A 14,557-nucleotide genomic window follows, 5' to 3' on the forward strand; every position below is an offset into this window, starting at 1 on the left:
CCCGAGGCGCGTACCTGACATGATCCCTCCGTCAGGTCAACGTCCGTTAACAGGGAGGGCTGCATGGCACAGCAACGGTTCGGCGCGGACGGCTGGGTCGCCATCGAGCGCCATGACCACGTGGCGGAACTGATCATGGACCGTCCCCGGGCCATGAACGCCGTGTCGACGGCCATGGCCGACAGTCTGGCGCAGGCCTGCGACGAGCTGGCGGCGGACCGTTCCGTGCGGGCGGTGGTCCTCACCTCCACCCACGAGCGGGCGTTCTGTGTCGGCGCGGACCTCAAGGAGCGCAACTCCCTCACCGACGCGGAGCTGATGCGGCAGCGCCCGCGCACCCGCGCCGCCTACACGGGCGTACTGGAACTGCCGATGCCCACCATCGCCGCGGTGCACGGCTTTGCGCTCGGCGGCGGCTACGAGCTGGCGCTGGCCTGCGATCTGATCGTGGCCGACGGTACGGCGACGGTCGGCCTGCCGGAGGTGTCGGTGGGCGTCATCCCGGGCGGCGGGGGCACCCAGCTGCTGCCGCGCCGGGTGGGCGCGGCGCGGGCGGCCGAGCTGGTGTTCACCGCGCGGCGGGTGCCGGCGGCCGAGGCCGCGGAGCTGGGCCTGGTCGACCAGCTGGTCGAGGAGGGGCGCGACCGTGCCGAGGCGCTGGAGCTGGCGGCCCGGATCGCCCGGAACTCACCGCTCGGACTGCGCGCCGCCAAGCGCGCGATGCGGCTGGGGCACGGACTGGACCTGCGGACCGGCCTGGATCTGGAGGACGGCGCCTGGCGCAGTGTGGCCTTCTCCGGGGACCGGACGGAGGGCGTGGCGGCCTTCAACGAGAAGCGGGAACCGCAGTGGCCCGGCGAGTGAACCGGTGTCGGGCCGGCGAACGGTGACCGCGGGCGGGCGGTGACCGCGGACGGGGTGGCGTCGTACGCACCGCCCCGGTGACGCACCGTAAGACCTGCCCGCAAGGCCTCACCGGAGGGTCACCCGTCCCGCCCCGACCAGGGCCGACGCGCGGGGCGCCCGGGTGTCGAACGCGTACCGGAAGGGGCGGAAGGGGTTAAACATTCCTACGCTGGAATACAGAGCGTGCTCACGGTGACGGAATGCGAGGATCCGGTGACGGGCGAGGGCGATGCGAGGCTGCGGGCCGTGGTGGAGCTGGCGCAGGCGATGGCGGCCGCCCACACGCCGCGCGAATCGGCGCACGCCGCGGCCCAGGGCGTGTGCCAGGCCCTGGGCGGCTCCTTCGCGGCGATCTCGAAATGGGAGCGTGAGCTGGGGAAGCTGCGGGTGCTGGTCAACACCGGCGAACTCGCCGACGGCGAGGAGGAGTTCCCCGACGACGAGAGCTACCCGGTCCACGAGTTCCCGGAGATCGCCGGCTTCGTGCACGAGCAGTGGGCGGGCGGCGGCGAGTCCAGCGCCTGGGTGGAGGCCGCCGAGGGGCCGGCCGGCGCCCCGGCGCAGGAGGGCCGGGAGGGCGGCCGGGGCAATACCCAGCGGGTGGCCGCGCTGCGCCGCCGGGGTCGCGGCTGCTGTGTGGTCGCGCCGATCGTGCTGCACGGCCGGGCGTGGGGCGAGCTGTATGTCGCGCGGCGTACGGGGGAGCCGGTCTTCGGCCGGGCGGACGCCGACTTCGCCGGTGTGCTCGCCGCCGTGACGGCTGCCGGGATCGCCCAGACCGAGCGGCTCGCGGAGGTGCGCCGGCTGGCGTTCACGGACTCGTTGACCGGTCTCGCCAACCGCCGCGCCGTCGACATGCGGCTGGACGAGGCGCTGGAGCTGCACCGCAGCGACGAGGTGGTGGTCAGCCTGGTGGTGTGTGATCTGAACGGGCTGAAGCGGGTGAACGACTCCCGCGGGCATGCGGTCGGCGACCGGCTGCTGGAGCGCTTCGGCTCGGTGCTGTCGCTGTGCGGTGCCATGCTGCCGGGCACCCTGGCCGCCCGGCTCGGCGGCGACGAGTTCTGTCTGCTGGCGGTGGGCCCGCCGGCCGACGAGGTGGTCAAGGTGGCCGGTGAACTGTGCGACCGGGCAGGGGAGTTGGACCTCGGTGAAGGGGTAGCGGTCGGTGTCGCCTCGACCGGCGATCCGATCGGTGAGGTGCGCAGCCCCCGGCGGCTCTTCCGGCTCGCGGACGCCGCGCAGTACAAGGCCAAGGCGGCGCGGTCCGGCGAGCCGGTGGTCGCCGGGCGGCACGGCGGCAAGGACGATCCGGTCGTCCGGCTCGCGGACGCCCCGGACCGGCGGCCGGGGCCGGAGCGCCGGCGCTTCCGGCGATGAGGGTGCGCCGCGCCCCGCGCCCCGGCTCGGCGGGCTGCGCCCCCGGGTCGGGGGTGATCCCGAAATCCGGTGGTGACATCTGGCGATTCAGTCTCTAGGGTGCCTGAATATGGATATGCACACTGTGGTGCTGGGGACGTCCGGCACGAGCGCACAGGACGTCATCGCGGTGGCCCGCGGTGCGGCCCGGATCGAGCTGTCCGAGGAGGCCCTCGCGGCCGTCGCCACCTCCCGCGCCTTCATCGACGAACTCGCCGCCAAGCCCGACCCCGTCTACGGCGTCTCCACCGGCTTCGGGGCCCTGGCCGTCCGGCACATCAGCCCCGAGCTGCGGGTCCAGCTCCAGCGCAACATCGTGCGCTCGCACGCGGCCGGCATGGGCCCGCAGGTCGAGCGCGAGGTGGTCCGTGCGCTGATGTTCCTCCGGCTCAAGACCCTCGCCTCCGGGCACACCGGTGTCCGCCCCCTGGTCGTCGAGACGATGGCCGCGATACTCAACGCCGGCATCACCCCCGTCGTCCACGAATACGGCTCGCTCGGCTGCTCCGGCGACCTCGCACCGCTCTCGCACTGCGCGCTGACGCTGATGGGCGAGGGCGACGCGGAGGGCCCCGACGGCGTGGTCCGCCCGGCCGGAGAGCTGCTGGCCGCGCACGGCATCGAGCCCGTCGAGCTGCGCGAGAAGGAGGGCCTGGCGCTGCTCAACGGCACCGACGGCATGCTCGGCATGCTCGTGATGGCCTGCGCCGATCTCGCCCGGCTGTTCACCTCCGCGGACATCACCGCGGCGCTGTCCCTGGAGGCGCTGCTCGGCACGGACAAGGTCCTCGCGCCCGAGCTGCACGCCATCCGCCCGCACCCCGGGCAGGCCGCCGCGGCCGCCAACATGTCCAAGGTGCTGGCCGGTTCGGGCTTCACCGGCCACCTCCAGGACGACGCCCCGCGCGTCCAGGACGCCTACTCCATCCGCTGCGCCCCGCAGGTCGCCGGCGCCGGCCGGGACACCCTCGACCACGCCCGGCTGGTCGCCGACCGCGAGCTGGCCGCCGCCGTCGACAACCCCGTCGTCCTTCCGGACGGCCGGGTCGAGTCCAACGGCAACTTCCACGGCGCTCCGGTCGCCTACGTCCTGGACTTCCTGGCCATCGCCGCGGCCGACCTGGGCTCGATCGCGGAGCGCCGTACCGACCGTCTCCTCGACAAGAACCGCTCGCACGGGCTGCCCGCCTTCCTGGCCGGCGACCCGGGCGTCGACTCCGGCCTGATGATCGCCCAGTACACCCAGGCCGCCCTGGTCAGCGAGCTGAAGCGGCTGGCCGCACCGGCCTCGGTGGACTCCATCCCGTCCTCCGCCATGCAGGAGGACCACGTCTCGATGGGCTGGTCGGCGGCGCGCAAGCTGCGCACCGCGGTCGACAACCTGACCCGGGTCATCGCCGTCGAGCTCTACGCGGCGACCCGTGCCATCGAGATGCGCGAGGGCCTGGTGCCGGCCCCCGCCACCCGTGCCGTGCTGGACGCGGTGCGCGGCGCGGGCATCGAGGGACCGGGCGACGACCGCTTCCTCGCCCCCGACCTGGCGGGCGCGTATGCGTTCGTGCGGGACGGGAAGCTGGTGGCGGCGGTGGAGTCGGTCACCGGCGAGCTGGCGTAACCAGCAGGAGGGGGCGCCGCTCTCAGCCGCTCTCGTCGCGGGTGCGGCGGACGGAGTAGCTGACCAGGCCGGCGCCGAGCGCGAGGCAGGCGGTGCCCCCGATCACGTACGGCGTGGTGTCCGGGCTGCCGGTATCGGCGAGGAAGTGCGGTGCGATGCCGGACCGGTGGCGGTCGGCATCGGCGTACCGGGCGCCGTCGTGCGCGGTGGTCGTCGCGGACCGGGAATCGCCGCCCGGTGCCTGGTCCCCGGCCCGGTCGGCCACCTCGGACCCGGCCGGCACGGAGGCCGCCCGCGGACGGGAATCTGTCACTCCGTCATGTTCCGCGGTGGCATTGGCGGACGGTACGAACCACAGGGCGAACAGCACCGATCCCGCGGCCGCGGCGGTCAGCAGTGGTCGTCGTGCCGTCACGGATGCGATCCCCCTTGTGGGTCGGCGAATTGGCCGTTGACCTCAGATGTTAATGACAGCCGCGGGTCGCGGGGAAGTCGGGACCCGTCCATGCCTAACCTCCGTGCTATGAGCAATGGCGAGACATCACGTTTTGTGCGGCTTCATGTCGAACTGATCATGGAGATCACCGACACCCGCCGGCTGACCGGCGCCGCCGTCGACCACATCGACAAGGACCCCTCGCTCCCCGACGAGGAGCGCAGACAGTCCCTGGAGGCGGTCAAGGGGGACCCGGCGGACGCGCTGGCCCATCTGATCGACCCGTTCGACCTGGTCACCGCGGTGCCGGGGACCGAACTCGCGCAGGCCTCCTGGAGCAGCGAGGAGCTGACCGACTACGACCCGGACGCCGAGTGGGACGCGGCGGAGTGGGATCTGGCCGACGACGCCGACGGGGAGGGCTGACCGGCACCCCTCCCGCGCCGCGCCCCCTCCCGCCGGCGCGCTCGCCCGACCGACGACCCCGGCCCCCGTACGGCACCCGCCGTACGGGGGCCGACTACGTCGCAGAGCCCGTTTTCCGACCGCGGTGAGCCCGACGTCTGACCACAGAGAGCCCGATGTCCGACCCCAGAGGGCCCGATTTCTCACCGTGATCACCTTCTGACCGGCATCGGGCCGATACGTGTCCTACCCCACACTTTGTTCAGGCATGGAACCGGCGAAACGGACAAGGCGTTTCTATGGCGTCGGCCGGAATGCCTGCGTCCAGATATGCCTGCGTTCAGTTGGCAGCTCGCTCGGGGATACGTGCGAAACCGGTAGCAATGGAGATGCGTGTGATAACGGACAGCAAGCGTCGCAAACGCCTTACGGCCAGCGCCGCGCTGCTGGGGGGCGTACTCACGCTTGCAGCGTGTGGCGGCAGCAGTGCGGCCGACCGAGGCACGGGTGGCACCGACGGCACCCGTCACGAGAACACCCAGCAGGTGGACCAGGCGGCCGCGAAGGACGCCTCCGACGCCAGGATCAAGATCCTCCCGGCGGACGGGTCCACCGACGCGGGCATCAACGGCGACGCCCTGGTCACGGTCAGCAACGGAAAGCTCACCGATGTCGCCATGACCTCGGTGGACGCCAAGCGGCCCGTCGAGGGCACGCTCTCGGCCGACGGCAGCTCCTGGAAGCCGAACCAGCCGCTGAACCGTGCGACGAAGTACAAGGTCACCGCGCATGCCGTGGACGCCCAGGGCCGCACGGCGGTGGAGAACTCCACCTTCACCACCGTCTCCCCGACGAACACCTTCATCGGGAACTTCACGCCCGAGGACGGCTCGACCGTCGGCGTCGGCATGCCGGTGTCGGTCAACTTCGACAAGCCGGTCACGAACAAGACCGCCGTGCAGTCCGCGATCAAGGTCTCCGACGACAGCAACCAGCCGGTCGTCGGCCACTGGTTCGGCGACAAGCGGCTGGACTTCCGCCCCCAGGAGTACTGGAAGGCGAACTCCAAGGTCACCATGGCCCTGGGCCTGGCAGGCGTCGAGGCCTCGCCGGGCGTCACGGGTATCCAGAACAAGACCGTCGGCTTCCAGGTCGGTCACTCGCAGGTCAGCACCGTCGACACCAAGAAGCACGAGATGACGGTGGTGCGCGACGGCCGCACGATCAAGACCCTGCCGATCTCGGCCGGCGCCGACGACCACCCGACCTACAACGGCCAGATGGTCATCTCGGAGCGGTTCAAGCAGACCCGGATGGACGGCTCGACCGTCGGCTTCAAGAAGAAGGGCAGCGGCAAGGGCGAGTACGACATCCACGATGTGCCGCACGCCCAGCGCCTGACGTCGTCCGGCACCTTCATCCACGGCAACTACTGGGGCAAGGGCGTCTTCGGCCACGCCAACACCAGCCACGGCTGCATCGGCCTCCAGGACGTCAAGGGCGCCAAGGACGGCAAGACGGACGGGGCATGGTTCTTCGACCACTCGCAGACCGGCGATGTCGTCAAGGTGCTCAGTTCCCCCGAGCGGACCGTCAAGCCGGACAACGGCCTCAACGGCTGGAACATGGCCTGGTCGCAGTGGGTGGCCGGCAGCGCGGTCAACTGACCTCGCGGCCCCGCGGCGGTGACGCCGAGGGGTGACGGCGAGGGGTGAGGCGGCGGACCGGGCGCGGGACGTGCGCCGGGGCCGCCGCCCACCCGTGCACGGACCGACGCCCGGTGTCGCCCTTGAAGGGGGCGCGCCGGGCGTCGGGCTTGCTGTCCCGGAGCGTGGGAGCGGCGCCGTCCTCCGTACAGTTGAGCGGGTGAGCGAGCGCGGAAGAGATGGGCGCGGCGGGCCGTCGTCGTCGGCGGCCGGTGAACTGGTCGGGCAGGTGCTCGGCAGCGTCCGTTACGCGCCGGACGGCGAGCCGGCCGAGGACGCCATCGAGGCCGGCGCCTCGATGCTGGCCGCGGCCGAGGCCGGCTGGGAGGCGGTGAGCGCGGCCGTGGTCGCCGCCGCCGTGGCCGGGGTGCGGCAGTGCTGGGCGGGCGGCTGGTACCCCGCCGACCTGGAGCGGATCGTACGGCGCGAGGCCCCCGGCACCACCCTGGCGGCCCTGGTCGTCGATGCCGTCGCGGCCGAGGCGGCCCGGCCGCCCGCCGCGCGGCCCCCGCAGGACCCCCGCTGGGCCGGTCAGCTGCGCGACCTCGGTGCCGAGGTCTGGTGGGCGTCCGACGGCGGCTATCTCGACGCGCTGGCCGCCCGCCGCCGCACCTCCCGCTTCGAGACCGCGTACGACGTGCTGGCGGCGCTGCGCACGCTCGCCCGGCTGCCCCGGATCACCCCGCTGCCGGCTCCGCCGCGGACCGCGGGGAAGAGCGGCCCGCCCGGCGCCGCCGCGGACCGTGCCCTCGGCCGGATCCGCGGACTGCTCGCCAAGGCCGAGGCGACCGACTACGCCGAGGAGGCGGAGGCGCTGTCCGCCAAGGCCCAGGAGCTGATGGCCCGGCACAGCATCGACGAGGCGCTCCTCGACCGTACGGACGGCCCCCGGGGCGGGCGGACCGCCGGCCCGTCAGCGGTCCGGATCGGCATCGAGGGCCCGTACGAACAGGCCAAGGCGCTGCTGCTCGACGCGGTCGCGGCCGCCAACCGCTGCCGGGCCGTCTGGGCCGCCGACGTCGGCTTCTCCACCCTCGTCGGCTTCGCCCCCGACCTGGAGGCGGCCGAGATGCTCTACACCTCGCTGCTGCTCCAGGCCACCACCGCGATGCACCGCGCGGCCGACGATCTCCCTCGCGCTCTCAAGGAGCAGGGCGGTACGCCCCGCGGCCGCTCCCGCCGCACCCGGGACTTCCGCCAGACCTTCCTCGTCGCCTACGCCGACCGCATCCGCGACCGGCTCGCCGAGGCCACGGCCACGGCGACCGCCACCGCCTCCGCCGAGTCGGCCCCCACGGCCCCCGACCTCCGCCCGGTCCTCGCCGCCCGCGACCTGGCCGTCGAGGAGACCACCGGCGCGCTCTTCCCCGACACCGCCCCGGTCCGCCTGCGCGGCGTACGCGACGCGGACGGCTGGCACCAGGGCAGAGCGGCAGCGGACCGGGCCCGGCTGGGGGAGGGGTGACGGGGCGGACCCGGCCCAGGGGGTGTCTCTTCGATCTCCGTGGATCAGGCCCTACGACAGCAACCCGCGCTCCAGCGCCGTGATCACCGCCGCCGTCCGGTCCGAGACGTCCAGCTTCTTGAACGCCCGCAGCAGATGCGTCTTGACCGTGGCCTCACCGATGAACAGCTTCCGACCGATCTCCGCATTGGTCAGGCCCTGGCCGACCCACTGCAGCACCTCGCACTCCCGGCCGGACAGCAGCGGTGCCTCCACCGTCCGCGCCCGGAACAGCTTGCCGGCCAGCGAAGGGGTCAGCACGGTCTCCCCGCGCGCCGCCGCGTGCACGGCGCCGGTCAGCTCCGCCCGTGAACTGCCCTTGAGCAGATAGCCGGCGGCGCCCGCCTCCACCGCCCGCAGGATGTCGGAGTCGTCCTCGTACGTGGTGACGATGACGACCTTGGTGTGCGGCGTCTGCCGCCGGATGTGCCCGGTCGCGCCGACCCCGTCCATCCCGCCCATCCGCAGATCGAGCAGCACCACGTCCGGCACCAGCCGCTGTGTCAGCGCCACGGCCTCCTCCCCGGAACCCGCCTGCCCGACGACCTCGATCCCCGGATCGGAGGCGAGCATCGCGCACAGGCCCTCGCGCACGACGGGATGGTCATCGGCGAGCAGCACCCGCACCGCGGCGGCAGCGGTGGCTTCCATGCCGGTCATCGGCGGCCCTTTCCGAGCGCTCCGGCGAGGCTCTTCCCGAGTGCTCCGGCACGGTCCGTGTCTGTCCTGGTCGCGTCCGTCCGGGCCGCGTCCGGGCTCGTGTCCGCGTCGTCCACCGTTCCCGCCAACGGAATCCTCACCTCCACGGCGGTGCCCGCGCCCCGCTCGCTCACCACACTCATCACGCCTCCGGTCTCCGCCACCCGCGCCGCCATCCCCCGCAGCCCGAAGCCCCCGCCTTCGCCCTCGTCGGCACCGCCACTCGGGACACTCCCGCCGCTTTCCTCCGCCGCGGCGAACTCGCCCTGCTCCGTGGCGAATCCCTTGCCGTCATCGGCGACCCGCAGCGCGACCTGCCCCTCGCCGAACCGGAGCACCATGTCCACCGTGCGGGCCTCGGCGTGCTTACGGACATTCGCGCCGGCCTCCTGCGCGGCACGCAGCAGGACGACACCGGCCGCCATCGGCAGCGGCCGTTCCGTCCCCTCGACGGCGAACCGCACCAGCAGCCCGGACTGTGCGGTCAGCCCGTCCGCCTGCCGCCGCAGCGCCTGGGCCAAGGAGCTCTCCTGCAAGGACGCGGGCGTCCGGTCGGCGACGAAGGCACGGGCCTCCACCAGGCTCTCCTTGGCCACCCGCCCGACCAGCGCGAGGTGTTCACGGGCCGCGGCGGGGGCGGTATCCACCTCCGCATCGACCGCCTGCACCAGGCTGATGATGCTGATCAGGCTCTGCGCGAGGGTGTCATGGATCTCCCGCGCGAGCCGCTCACGTTCGGCGGAGATCCCGGCCTGGTGCGACAGCCGGGCCACCTGCTCGCGGTTCTGGCGCAGCTCCTCGATCAGTGCGGCGTGCTCCTCGTTCTGCCGTACCACCCTCTTGATCCACAGCCCGAGGAGTACGGACAGCGCGATGCCCAGGAGCGACACCAGCAGCACGAACAGCACCAGCGGGCCCGCGGCGCCACCGCCCTGCAGCAACAGCACCGTCACGGGGACGAGGTTGCCGAGCACGGCGGTCACCACGGCCGCCCGGGCCGCCAGGCTCATCATCAGCATCGGGACCAGCGCGAACAGGGCGAACGCGCTCATCAGATCGACCGCTGCCGCCACCCCGAAGAGCACGAAGAGCCCGGCGGCGAAGAGGGTGTTGCGCCGGTTGCTCGTACGGTGCCGCATCAAGGGCCGCCCGATCCCCGCGTACCAGGGAACGATCAGCGTCAGCGCGCCGATCGCGACGACCCGGTGGCCCTGGGGGACTTCGGACGTGAACACCAGCCCCGTGGTGAGCAGGTAGCAGATCACGAAGTAGCTGTCCCACAGCCCGAACCAGCGCACCCGCGCCTCCGCCGCGCGCCGCGCGTCAAGCCTCACGGTATCCCCCTGCATCCGACTGCATCCGATCGCCCCGCACCGGGGCGCGGGCGTCACCGCGCCTCGCGCGACCGGCCACAGTCCTATCACCCTCCCCGTCACCTTCTCCTGCCGTCCTCCACCGCACTGTCCACCGGCCGGTGGACACCCGAATCCACCGGCCGGTCGTCCCGCGGCAACGGTCCGCGGCCATAGCGTCGTTGACGGCGAAACGCGGAGGCCGAAAGCCGCAGGGGGAATGCTGTGCGGGATATCGCGGACGCCGCCGAAATGACACGTATCGCAGAATTGCGGAAGGGCCCCGATTTCCATGAACCACCTGAGTCAGTTCGTCACTGCACTCATCGCCGGCGGCACGATCCTCGCCATCATCCTGGCGACCGACCTCGGCCGGCGCCGCGTCACCAATATGCGCATGGTGCGCTCCGTGCTCGCGGTCGCCGTCATCATCGTGATCTTCGTGCACTCCTTCCCGACCTCGGGAAATGCACCCTCGTTGCAGCTCATCGGCGTCGGAGTGGGCGTGATCTGCGGCCTGGTGGCGGGCGCCCTGCTCCCCGCCCACCGCGGCGCCGACGGCCTCATCTACACCACCGGAGGGGTGGGCTACGCCCTCGTCTGGATCGTCCTTTCCAGCGCCCGCGTGCTCTTCGCCTACGGTGCCGAGCACTGGTTCACCGAGGGGCTGATCCGCTTCAGCATCGACAATGAGCTCAGCGGGCCGGACGTCTACGCAAATGCCTTTGTTTTCATGTCCCTTGCCATGGTCCTGACCCGGACCGCGGTCCTGGTGACAAAGCGCCGCCGCATTCGCAATTCCCCCGCCGACCCGGCGGGAAGGGAGCAGCCTGCCGCGGTCTGAGCGGGGCGCCGGGCGGCCCGGTCGTCACACACCGGGCGGCACGGTCGTCACACACCGGGCGGGACGGTCCGGGCCGATCGGGGGACGGCCCGGACTGTCCCGTCCCGCTCCGTTGCGCCACCCGCCATCCACCGCTCTTCCGGCTCGCACCACACATTCACGACATACCACCCCGGTTCGCCCTCGCTCCCCGTCCGCCTCCCAGGCCGACGACCTGCGGAATGAACACAACCGGCCGGCCGCCCGTACAGCTATCGACGGCGCCGACCTCCCGAGTCCGGTCCGCCGTGCCACTACCGGGCCTCGCACGGAAGGACCTTCGGGTGTCGCACACCACGAGCTCTCGCCCACTGCCTCAGGAGGAGCGGAACACCGCGACCGAGGACCTGCCACCGGACGGCCTCCCGGAGTCCGCGCTGAACGCCGCGGAAGCGACGGCGGACGCCGGGGAAGCGACGGCGGACGCCGGGGAAGCGACGCCGGACGCCGGGGAAGCGACGCCGGAACACGACACCGTCGCGAGTGAGGCCACGGGCCCCGAAGCGGCCGCGGGCCCCGAAGCGGCCGCGGGCCCCGAAGCGGCCGCGGGCCCCGAAGCGGCCACCGACCCCGAGCCCGACTCCGCCGCACGCCCCGCCCCCGGCTGGCGCGACCGGCACCCGGCCGCCGCCCGTACGCTGGCATGGACCACCACCGCCCTGGCCGCCGCCCTGGTGCTCGTCACCCTCCTCCTGCCGAACGATCCTGCCCGCCTCACCCCCGCCGAGTTCGTTCGCATCCCGGTGGAGGGGATAGCCGGTGCCGCCCTGCTGCTCGTCCTGCCGCAGACGGTACGGCGGGTGGCAGCGGTCCTCGCCGGGGTGGTTCTCGCCCTGCTGGCCGTCCTGGACGTCCTCGACATCGGCTTCATCGGGGCGCTGGGCCGCGGGTTCAACGTGGTGTTCGACTGGCCCCTGCTCGGCGACGGCGCCTCCTTCCTCCAGGACTCGATAGGCCGGGCGGGCGCGCTCGGCGTCGAGATCGCGGCCGTGGTCCTCGTGCTCGCCCTGCTGGTCCTCACGGCGCTGGCCGTCGTCCGGCTCAGCAACCTCATGGCCCGCCACCGCGCCACGGCCGCCGGCACCACCCTCGTCCTCGGGACCGCCTGGGTCCTCTCCGCGGCGCTCGGCCTGCAGATCGCCGGTGCGCCGGTCGCCTCCCGGAGCACCTCCGACCTCGTCCAGGCCCGGATGGACGGCGTGAGCGCGACCCTCAAGGACGAGCGGGAGTTCGCCCGGGTGGCCGCCCACGACCCGTACGGCAGCACCCCGGGCAGCAAGCTGCTGACCGGACTGCGCGGCAAGGACGTCATCTTCACCTTCATAGAGAGCTACGGCCGCAGCGCGGTCCAGGACCCGCTGATGGCGCCGGGGGTCGACGCGGTGCTCGCGAAGGGGACCAAGCGGCTGCGCGCGGCCGGCTACTCGGCCCGCAGCGGTTGGCTGACCTCGGCGACCTACGGCGGCAGCAGCTGGCTGGGGCACTCCACCTTCCTGTCCGGCCTGTGGATCGACAACCAGCAGCGCTACCGCACCGTCACCGCGGGCGATCACCTCACCCTCACCAAGGCCTTCCGGCGCACCGGCGCCTGGCGGACCGTCGGAATCATGCCCGGCGTCACCAAGGGCTGGCCGGAAGCCTCGTGGTACGGCCTCGACCACGTCTACGACTCACGGGAACTCGGCTACAAGGGGCCCAAGTTCAGCTGGTCGACCATGCCCGACCAGTACAGCCTCTCGGCCTTCCAGCGCCTGGAACACGGCCGGCCGCACGACAAGCCGCTGATGTCCGAGATCATCCTGACCTCCAGCCACAACCCCTGGGCACCCCTCCCCAAGACGCTCCCCTGGAACAAGGTCGGCGACGGCTCCGTCTACCGCTCCATCGAGAAGGCCGGCAAGAACCCCGTGGACGTGTGGCAGCAGACCGACCGGGTGCGCACCGAGTACGGCAAGTCCATCCAGTACTCCCTCAACAGCCTGATCTCGTACGTCGAGAAGTACGGCAACAAGAACACCGTGCTCGTCTTCCTCGGCGACCACCAGCCCGTCGCGAAGGTCTCCGGCGACCACGCCAGCCGGGACGTACCGGTCGCGCTCGTCGCCCACGACCCCGACGTCCTGAAGCGGATCTCCAACTGGCACTGGACCCCCAGCCTGAACCCCGGCCACCAGGCCCCGGTCTGGCGGATGGACACCTTCCGCGACCGCTTCCTCAAGGCATACGGCCCGCACCCCGACTCCACCGTGTCCCCGGCCGCCCGGTAACCGCCGACGCCCCCCGGCCCCCGCCGCACGGCAGGCGGCGGGGGCCGGGGGCCCGATACGAACCCGCCCCCTCAAACGCTCTACTTGCCGCTTTGCTGCCCACGGGCCTTCTCGACCACCTCACGCACCGCATCGATGACGAGCTGCGGCTGATTGTTCTGGATGTTGGGGTCACTCCTGGTCTTCGTGACGTGCCGCGCTCCGGGAAACTTCCGCGCCAAATCTCCTTGCGAGGCGAGTTGCGCCCGCCAGAAGACCTGTGGGTAGTTCGCCGGGGCGCCGGCCGGCAGACGAGCACGGAATGCACGGGCGTCGAATTCATCCCCGGTCAGCACCACCACCGGCACCTTCGGCGCGGGCGGAGCGGCCCGCACCTGCCGGAACACGGTCACCGGATCCTGCCTTTCCACCTCTTTCCACTGGGCGATGCGCTTCTTGTCGTCGCGGCGCTCCAGCGCCAGAAAAGTGGCGAACTGCCCCGGCGTGAGCCGCGATTGCAGGAATTCCGTCTCGGCGTCCACGAGAACGAGGCCGGACACCTCATGCGGATACTCGCCGGCATAGATCCTGACGATCGGCCCGCCTGCCGACCACCCCACCAGCACATAGGGGCCGGGCACCTTCGCCGTTGTCAACAGCGTGTGCAGGTCCGCGACGTCACCGCGCGGCGTCGTGGGCTGAGCGACCGACGTCGAGGTGGTGACCTTCCCGCCCTCCCGTGCCGTTCCGGGACGATCGTAGGAGCAGACTCTGGTGAATCGCCCCACTCCGGGATACACGGCCGAGCTGCCGGCCTTCAGCGCGCCGGCAGGGCCTCTCACATATCTCCAGGTATCAGCGGCGGCGACGAGCCCTGGCACAAGAATGACCGTCGGAGACCCACTGCCGTGGCACTCCAGATACATCGTGCGCCCCGGACCGACATCGACCAGCCGCGCAAAGGACGTCGACGAATCGGAGCTCGCGTCCGCCGAGAGGGCGGAGTGCGTGGCGGAGGTACTGCACGCCGTGCCGAGCAGCGCAGCCGCGACCAGAATTCCGGCCGGCCCGAGAATTCCTCCGCGCACACCGCAACCGCCCCGGCGGACAATGCCGGATCGACTCATCTCACTCCCTCGTGAATGCTCGTACCGGAGAATTCCGCCAGGTCCATCGCCATGCACACGGACGCGCCAAAGCCATCCGTCACTGCCGTCCACCACCGTCCATGATCTCCCCAGGGATGCGCATATCGCGTCAGCCCCATACGGAGAGTCGTCAGCCCCGAACGAGCCGTCATCGGCCCTGACGCGGCGGAGTGGCCGGATCGCAAGCCCGTCACCAGCGGACCCTGCGGAGTCCCCTGCGGTTGCCGCGCCCCTGCAC

12 protein-coding genes are annotated in these 14,557 nt (G+C 72.1%); 8 read left to right on the forward strand and 4 right to left on the reverse strand.

The features are described from left to right. Positions 1 to 63 precede the first annotated feature (63 nt). The 3 genes from BKA18_RS22935 to hutH all read left to right on the forward strand — a co-directional run bounded on the left by BKA18_RS22935 (position 64) and on the right by hutH (position 3,940). On the forward strand, positions 64 to 864 hold the full coding sequence (locus BKA18_RS22935; RefSeq protein WP_366044390.1) for an enoyl-CoA hydratase/isomerase family protein: 801 nt from the start codon (positions 64 to 66) through the stop codon (positions 862 to 864). Between the two features lie 309 nt (positions 865 to 1,173). Continuing rightward, on the forward strand, positions 1,174 to 2,286 hold the full coding sequence (locus tag BKA18_RS22940) for a GGDEF domain-containing protein (RefSeq protein WP_366044528.1): 1,113 nt from the start codon (positions 1,174 to 1,176) through the stop codon (positions 2,284 to 2,286). Positions 2,287 to 2,395: 109 nt separating this feature from the next. Next, a complete protein-coding gene (hutH, locus tag BKA18_RS22945) occupies positions 2,396 to 3,940 on the forward strand; it encodes a histidine ammonia-lyase (RefSeq protein ID WP_366044389.1) in 1,545 nt (514 codons plus the stop codon). Between the two features lie 22 nt (positions 3,941 to 3,962). Here the strand turns inward: hutH and BKA18_RS22950 are convergent, their stop codons facing one another. Further along, complete coding sequence (locus BKA18_RS22950) at positions 3,963 to 4,355, reverse strand: hypothetical protein (protein ID WP_366044388.1); 393 nt, start codon at positions 4,353 to 4,355, stop codon at positions 3,963 to 3,965. A 108-nt stretch (positions 4,356 to 4,463) separates the two neighbouring features. Here BKA18_RS22950 and BKA18_RS22955 point away from each other — a divergent pair, with 108 nt between their 5' ends. The 3 genes from BKA18_RS22955 (at position 4,464) to BKA18_RS22965 (ending at position 7,952) form a co-directional block, all read left to right on the forward strand. Then, a complete protein-coding gene (locus BKA18_RS22955) occupies positions 4,464 to 4,802 on the forward strand; it encodes a hypothetical protein (RefSeq protein ID WP_051006856.1) in 339 nt (112 codons plus the stop codon). 362 nt (positions 4,803 to 5,164) lie between these two features. After that, positions 5,165 to 6,448, forward strand: a complete 1,284-nt coding sequence (locus tag BKA18_RS22960; RefSeq protein WP_366044387.1) for a L,D-transpeptidase — start codon at positions 5,165 to 5,167, stop codon at positions 6,446 to 6,448. A gap of 268 nt (positions 6,449 to 6,716) precedes the next feature. Continuing rightward, positions 6,717 to 7,952: a DUF2786 domain-containing protein gene (locus tag BKA18_RS22965; RefSeq protein ID WP_429638768.1), complete on the forward strand. Its 1,236-nt coding sequence runs from the start codon at positions 6,717 to 6,719 to the stop codon at positions 7,950 to 7,952. A gap of 51 nt (positions 7,953 to 8,003) precedes the next feature. On the opposite strand, the gene BKA18_RS22970 is transcribed toward BKA18_RS22965, so the two are convergent. After that, on the reverse strand, positions 8,004 to 8,651 hold the full coding sequence (locus tag BKA18_RS22970) for a response regulator transcription factor (protein ID WP_366044385.1): 648 nt from the start codon (positions 8,649 to 8,651) through the stop codon (positions 8,004 to 8,006). Continuing rightward, a complete protein-coding gene (locus BKA18_RS22975; RefSeq protein ID WP_366044384.1) occupies positions 8,648 to 10,024 on the reverse strand; it encodes a sensor histidine kinase in 1,377 nt (458 codons plus the stop codon). Before BKA18_RS22975 ends, BKA18_RS22970 begins: the two co-directional genes overlap by 4 nt. A gap of 310 nt (positions 10,025 to 10,334) precedes the next feature. Here BKA18_RS22975 and BKA18_RS22980 point away from each other — a divergent pair, with 310 nt between their 5' ends. Beyond that, positions 10,335 to 10,886 (forward strand): hypothetical protein, encoded by a 552-nt coding sequence (locus BKA18_RS22980; RefSeq protein ID WP_366044383.1) that lies wholly within the window; start codon positions 10,335 to 10,337, stop codon positions 10,884 to 10,886. 323 nt (positions 10,887 to 11,209) lie between these two features. After that, the gene (locus BKA18_RS22985) at positions 11,210 to 13,192 is read left to right on the forward strand and encodes an alkaline phosphatase family protein (RefSeq protein ID WP_366044382.1); all 1,983 of its coding nucleotides are present in this window, start codon (positions 11,210 to 11,212) and stop codon (positions 13,190 to 13,192) included. Between the two features lie 80 nt (positions 13,193 to 13,272). Here the strand turns inward: BKA18_RS22985 and BKA18_RS22990 are convergent, their stop codons facing one another. Then, positions 13,273 to 14,298, reverse strand: a complete 1,026-nt coding sequence (locus BKA18_RS22990; RefSeq protein WP_366044381.1) for an alpha/beta fold hydrolase — start codon at positions 14,296 to 14,298, stop codon at positions 13,273 to 13,275. Positions 14,299 to 14,557 lie beyond the last annotated feature (259 nt).

Source organism: Streptomyces auratus, from assembly GCF_050433025.1.
Taxonomy (GTDB): Bacteria; Actinomycetota; Actinomycetes; order Streptomycetales; family Streptomycetaceae; genus Streptomyces; species Streptomyces sioyaensis.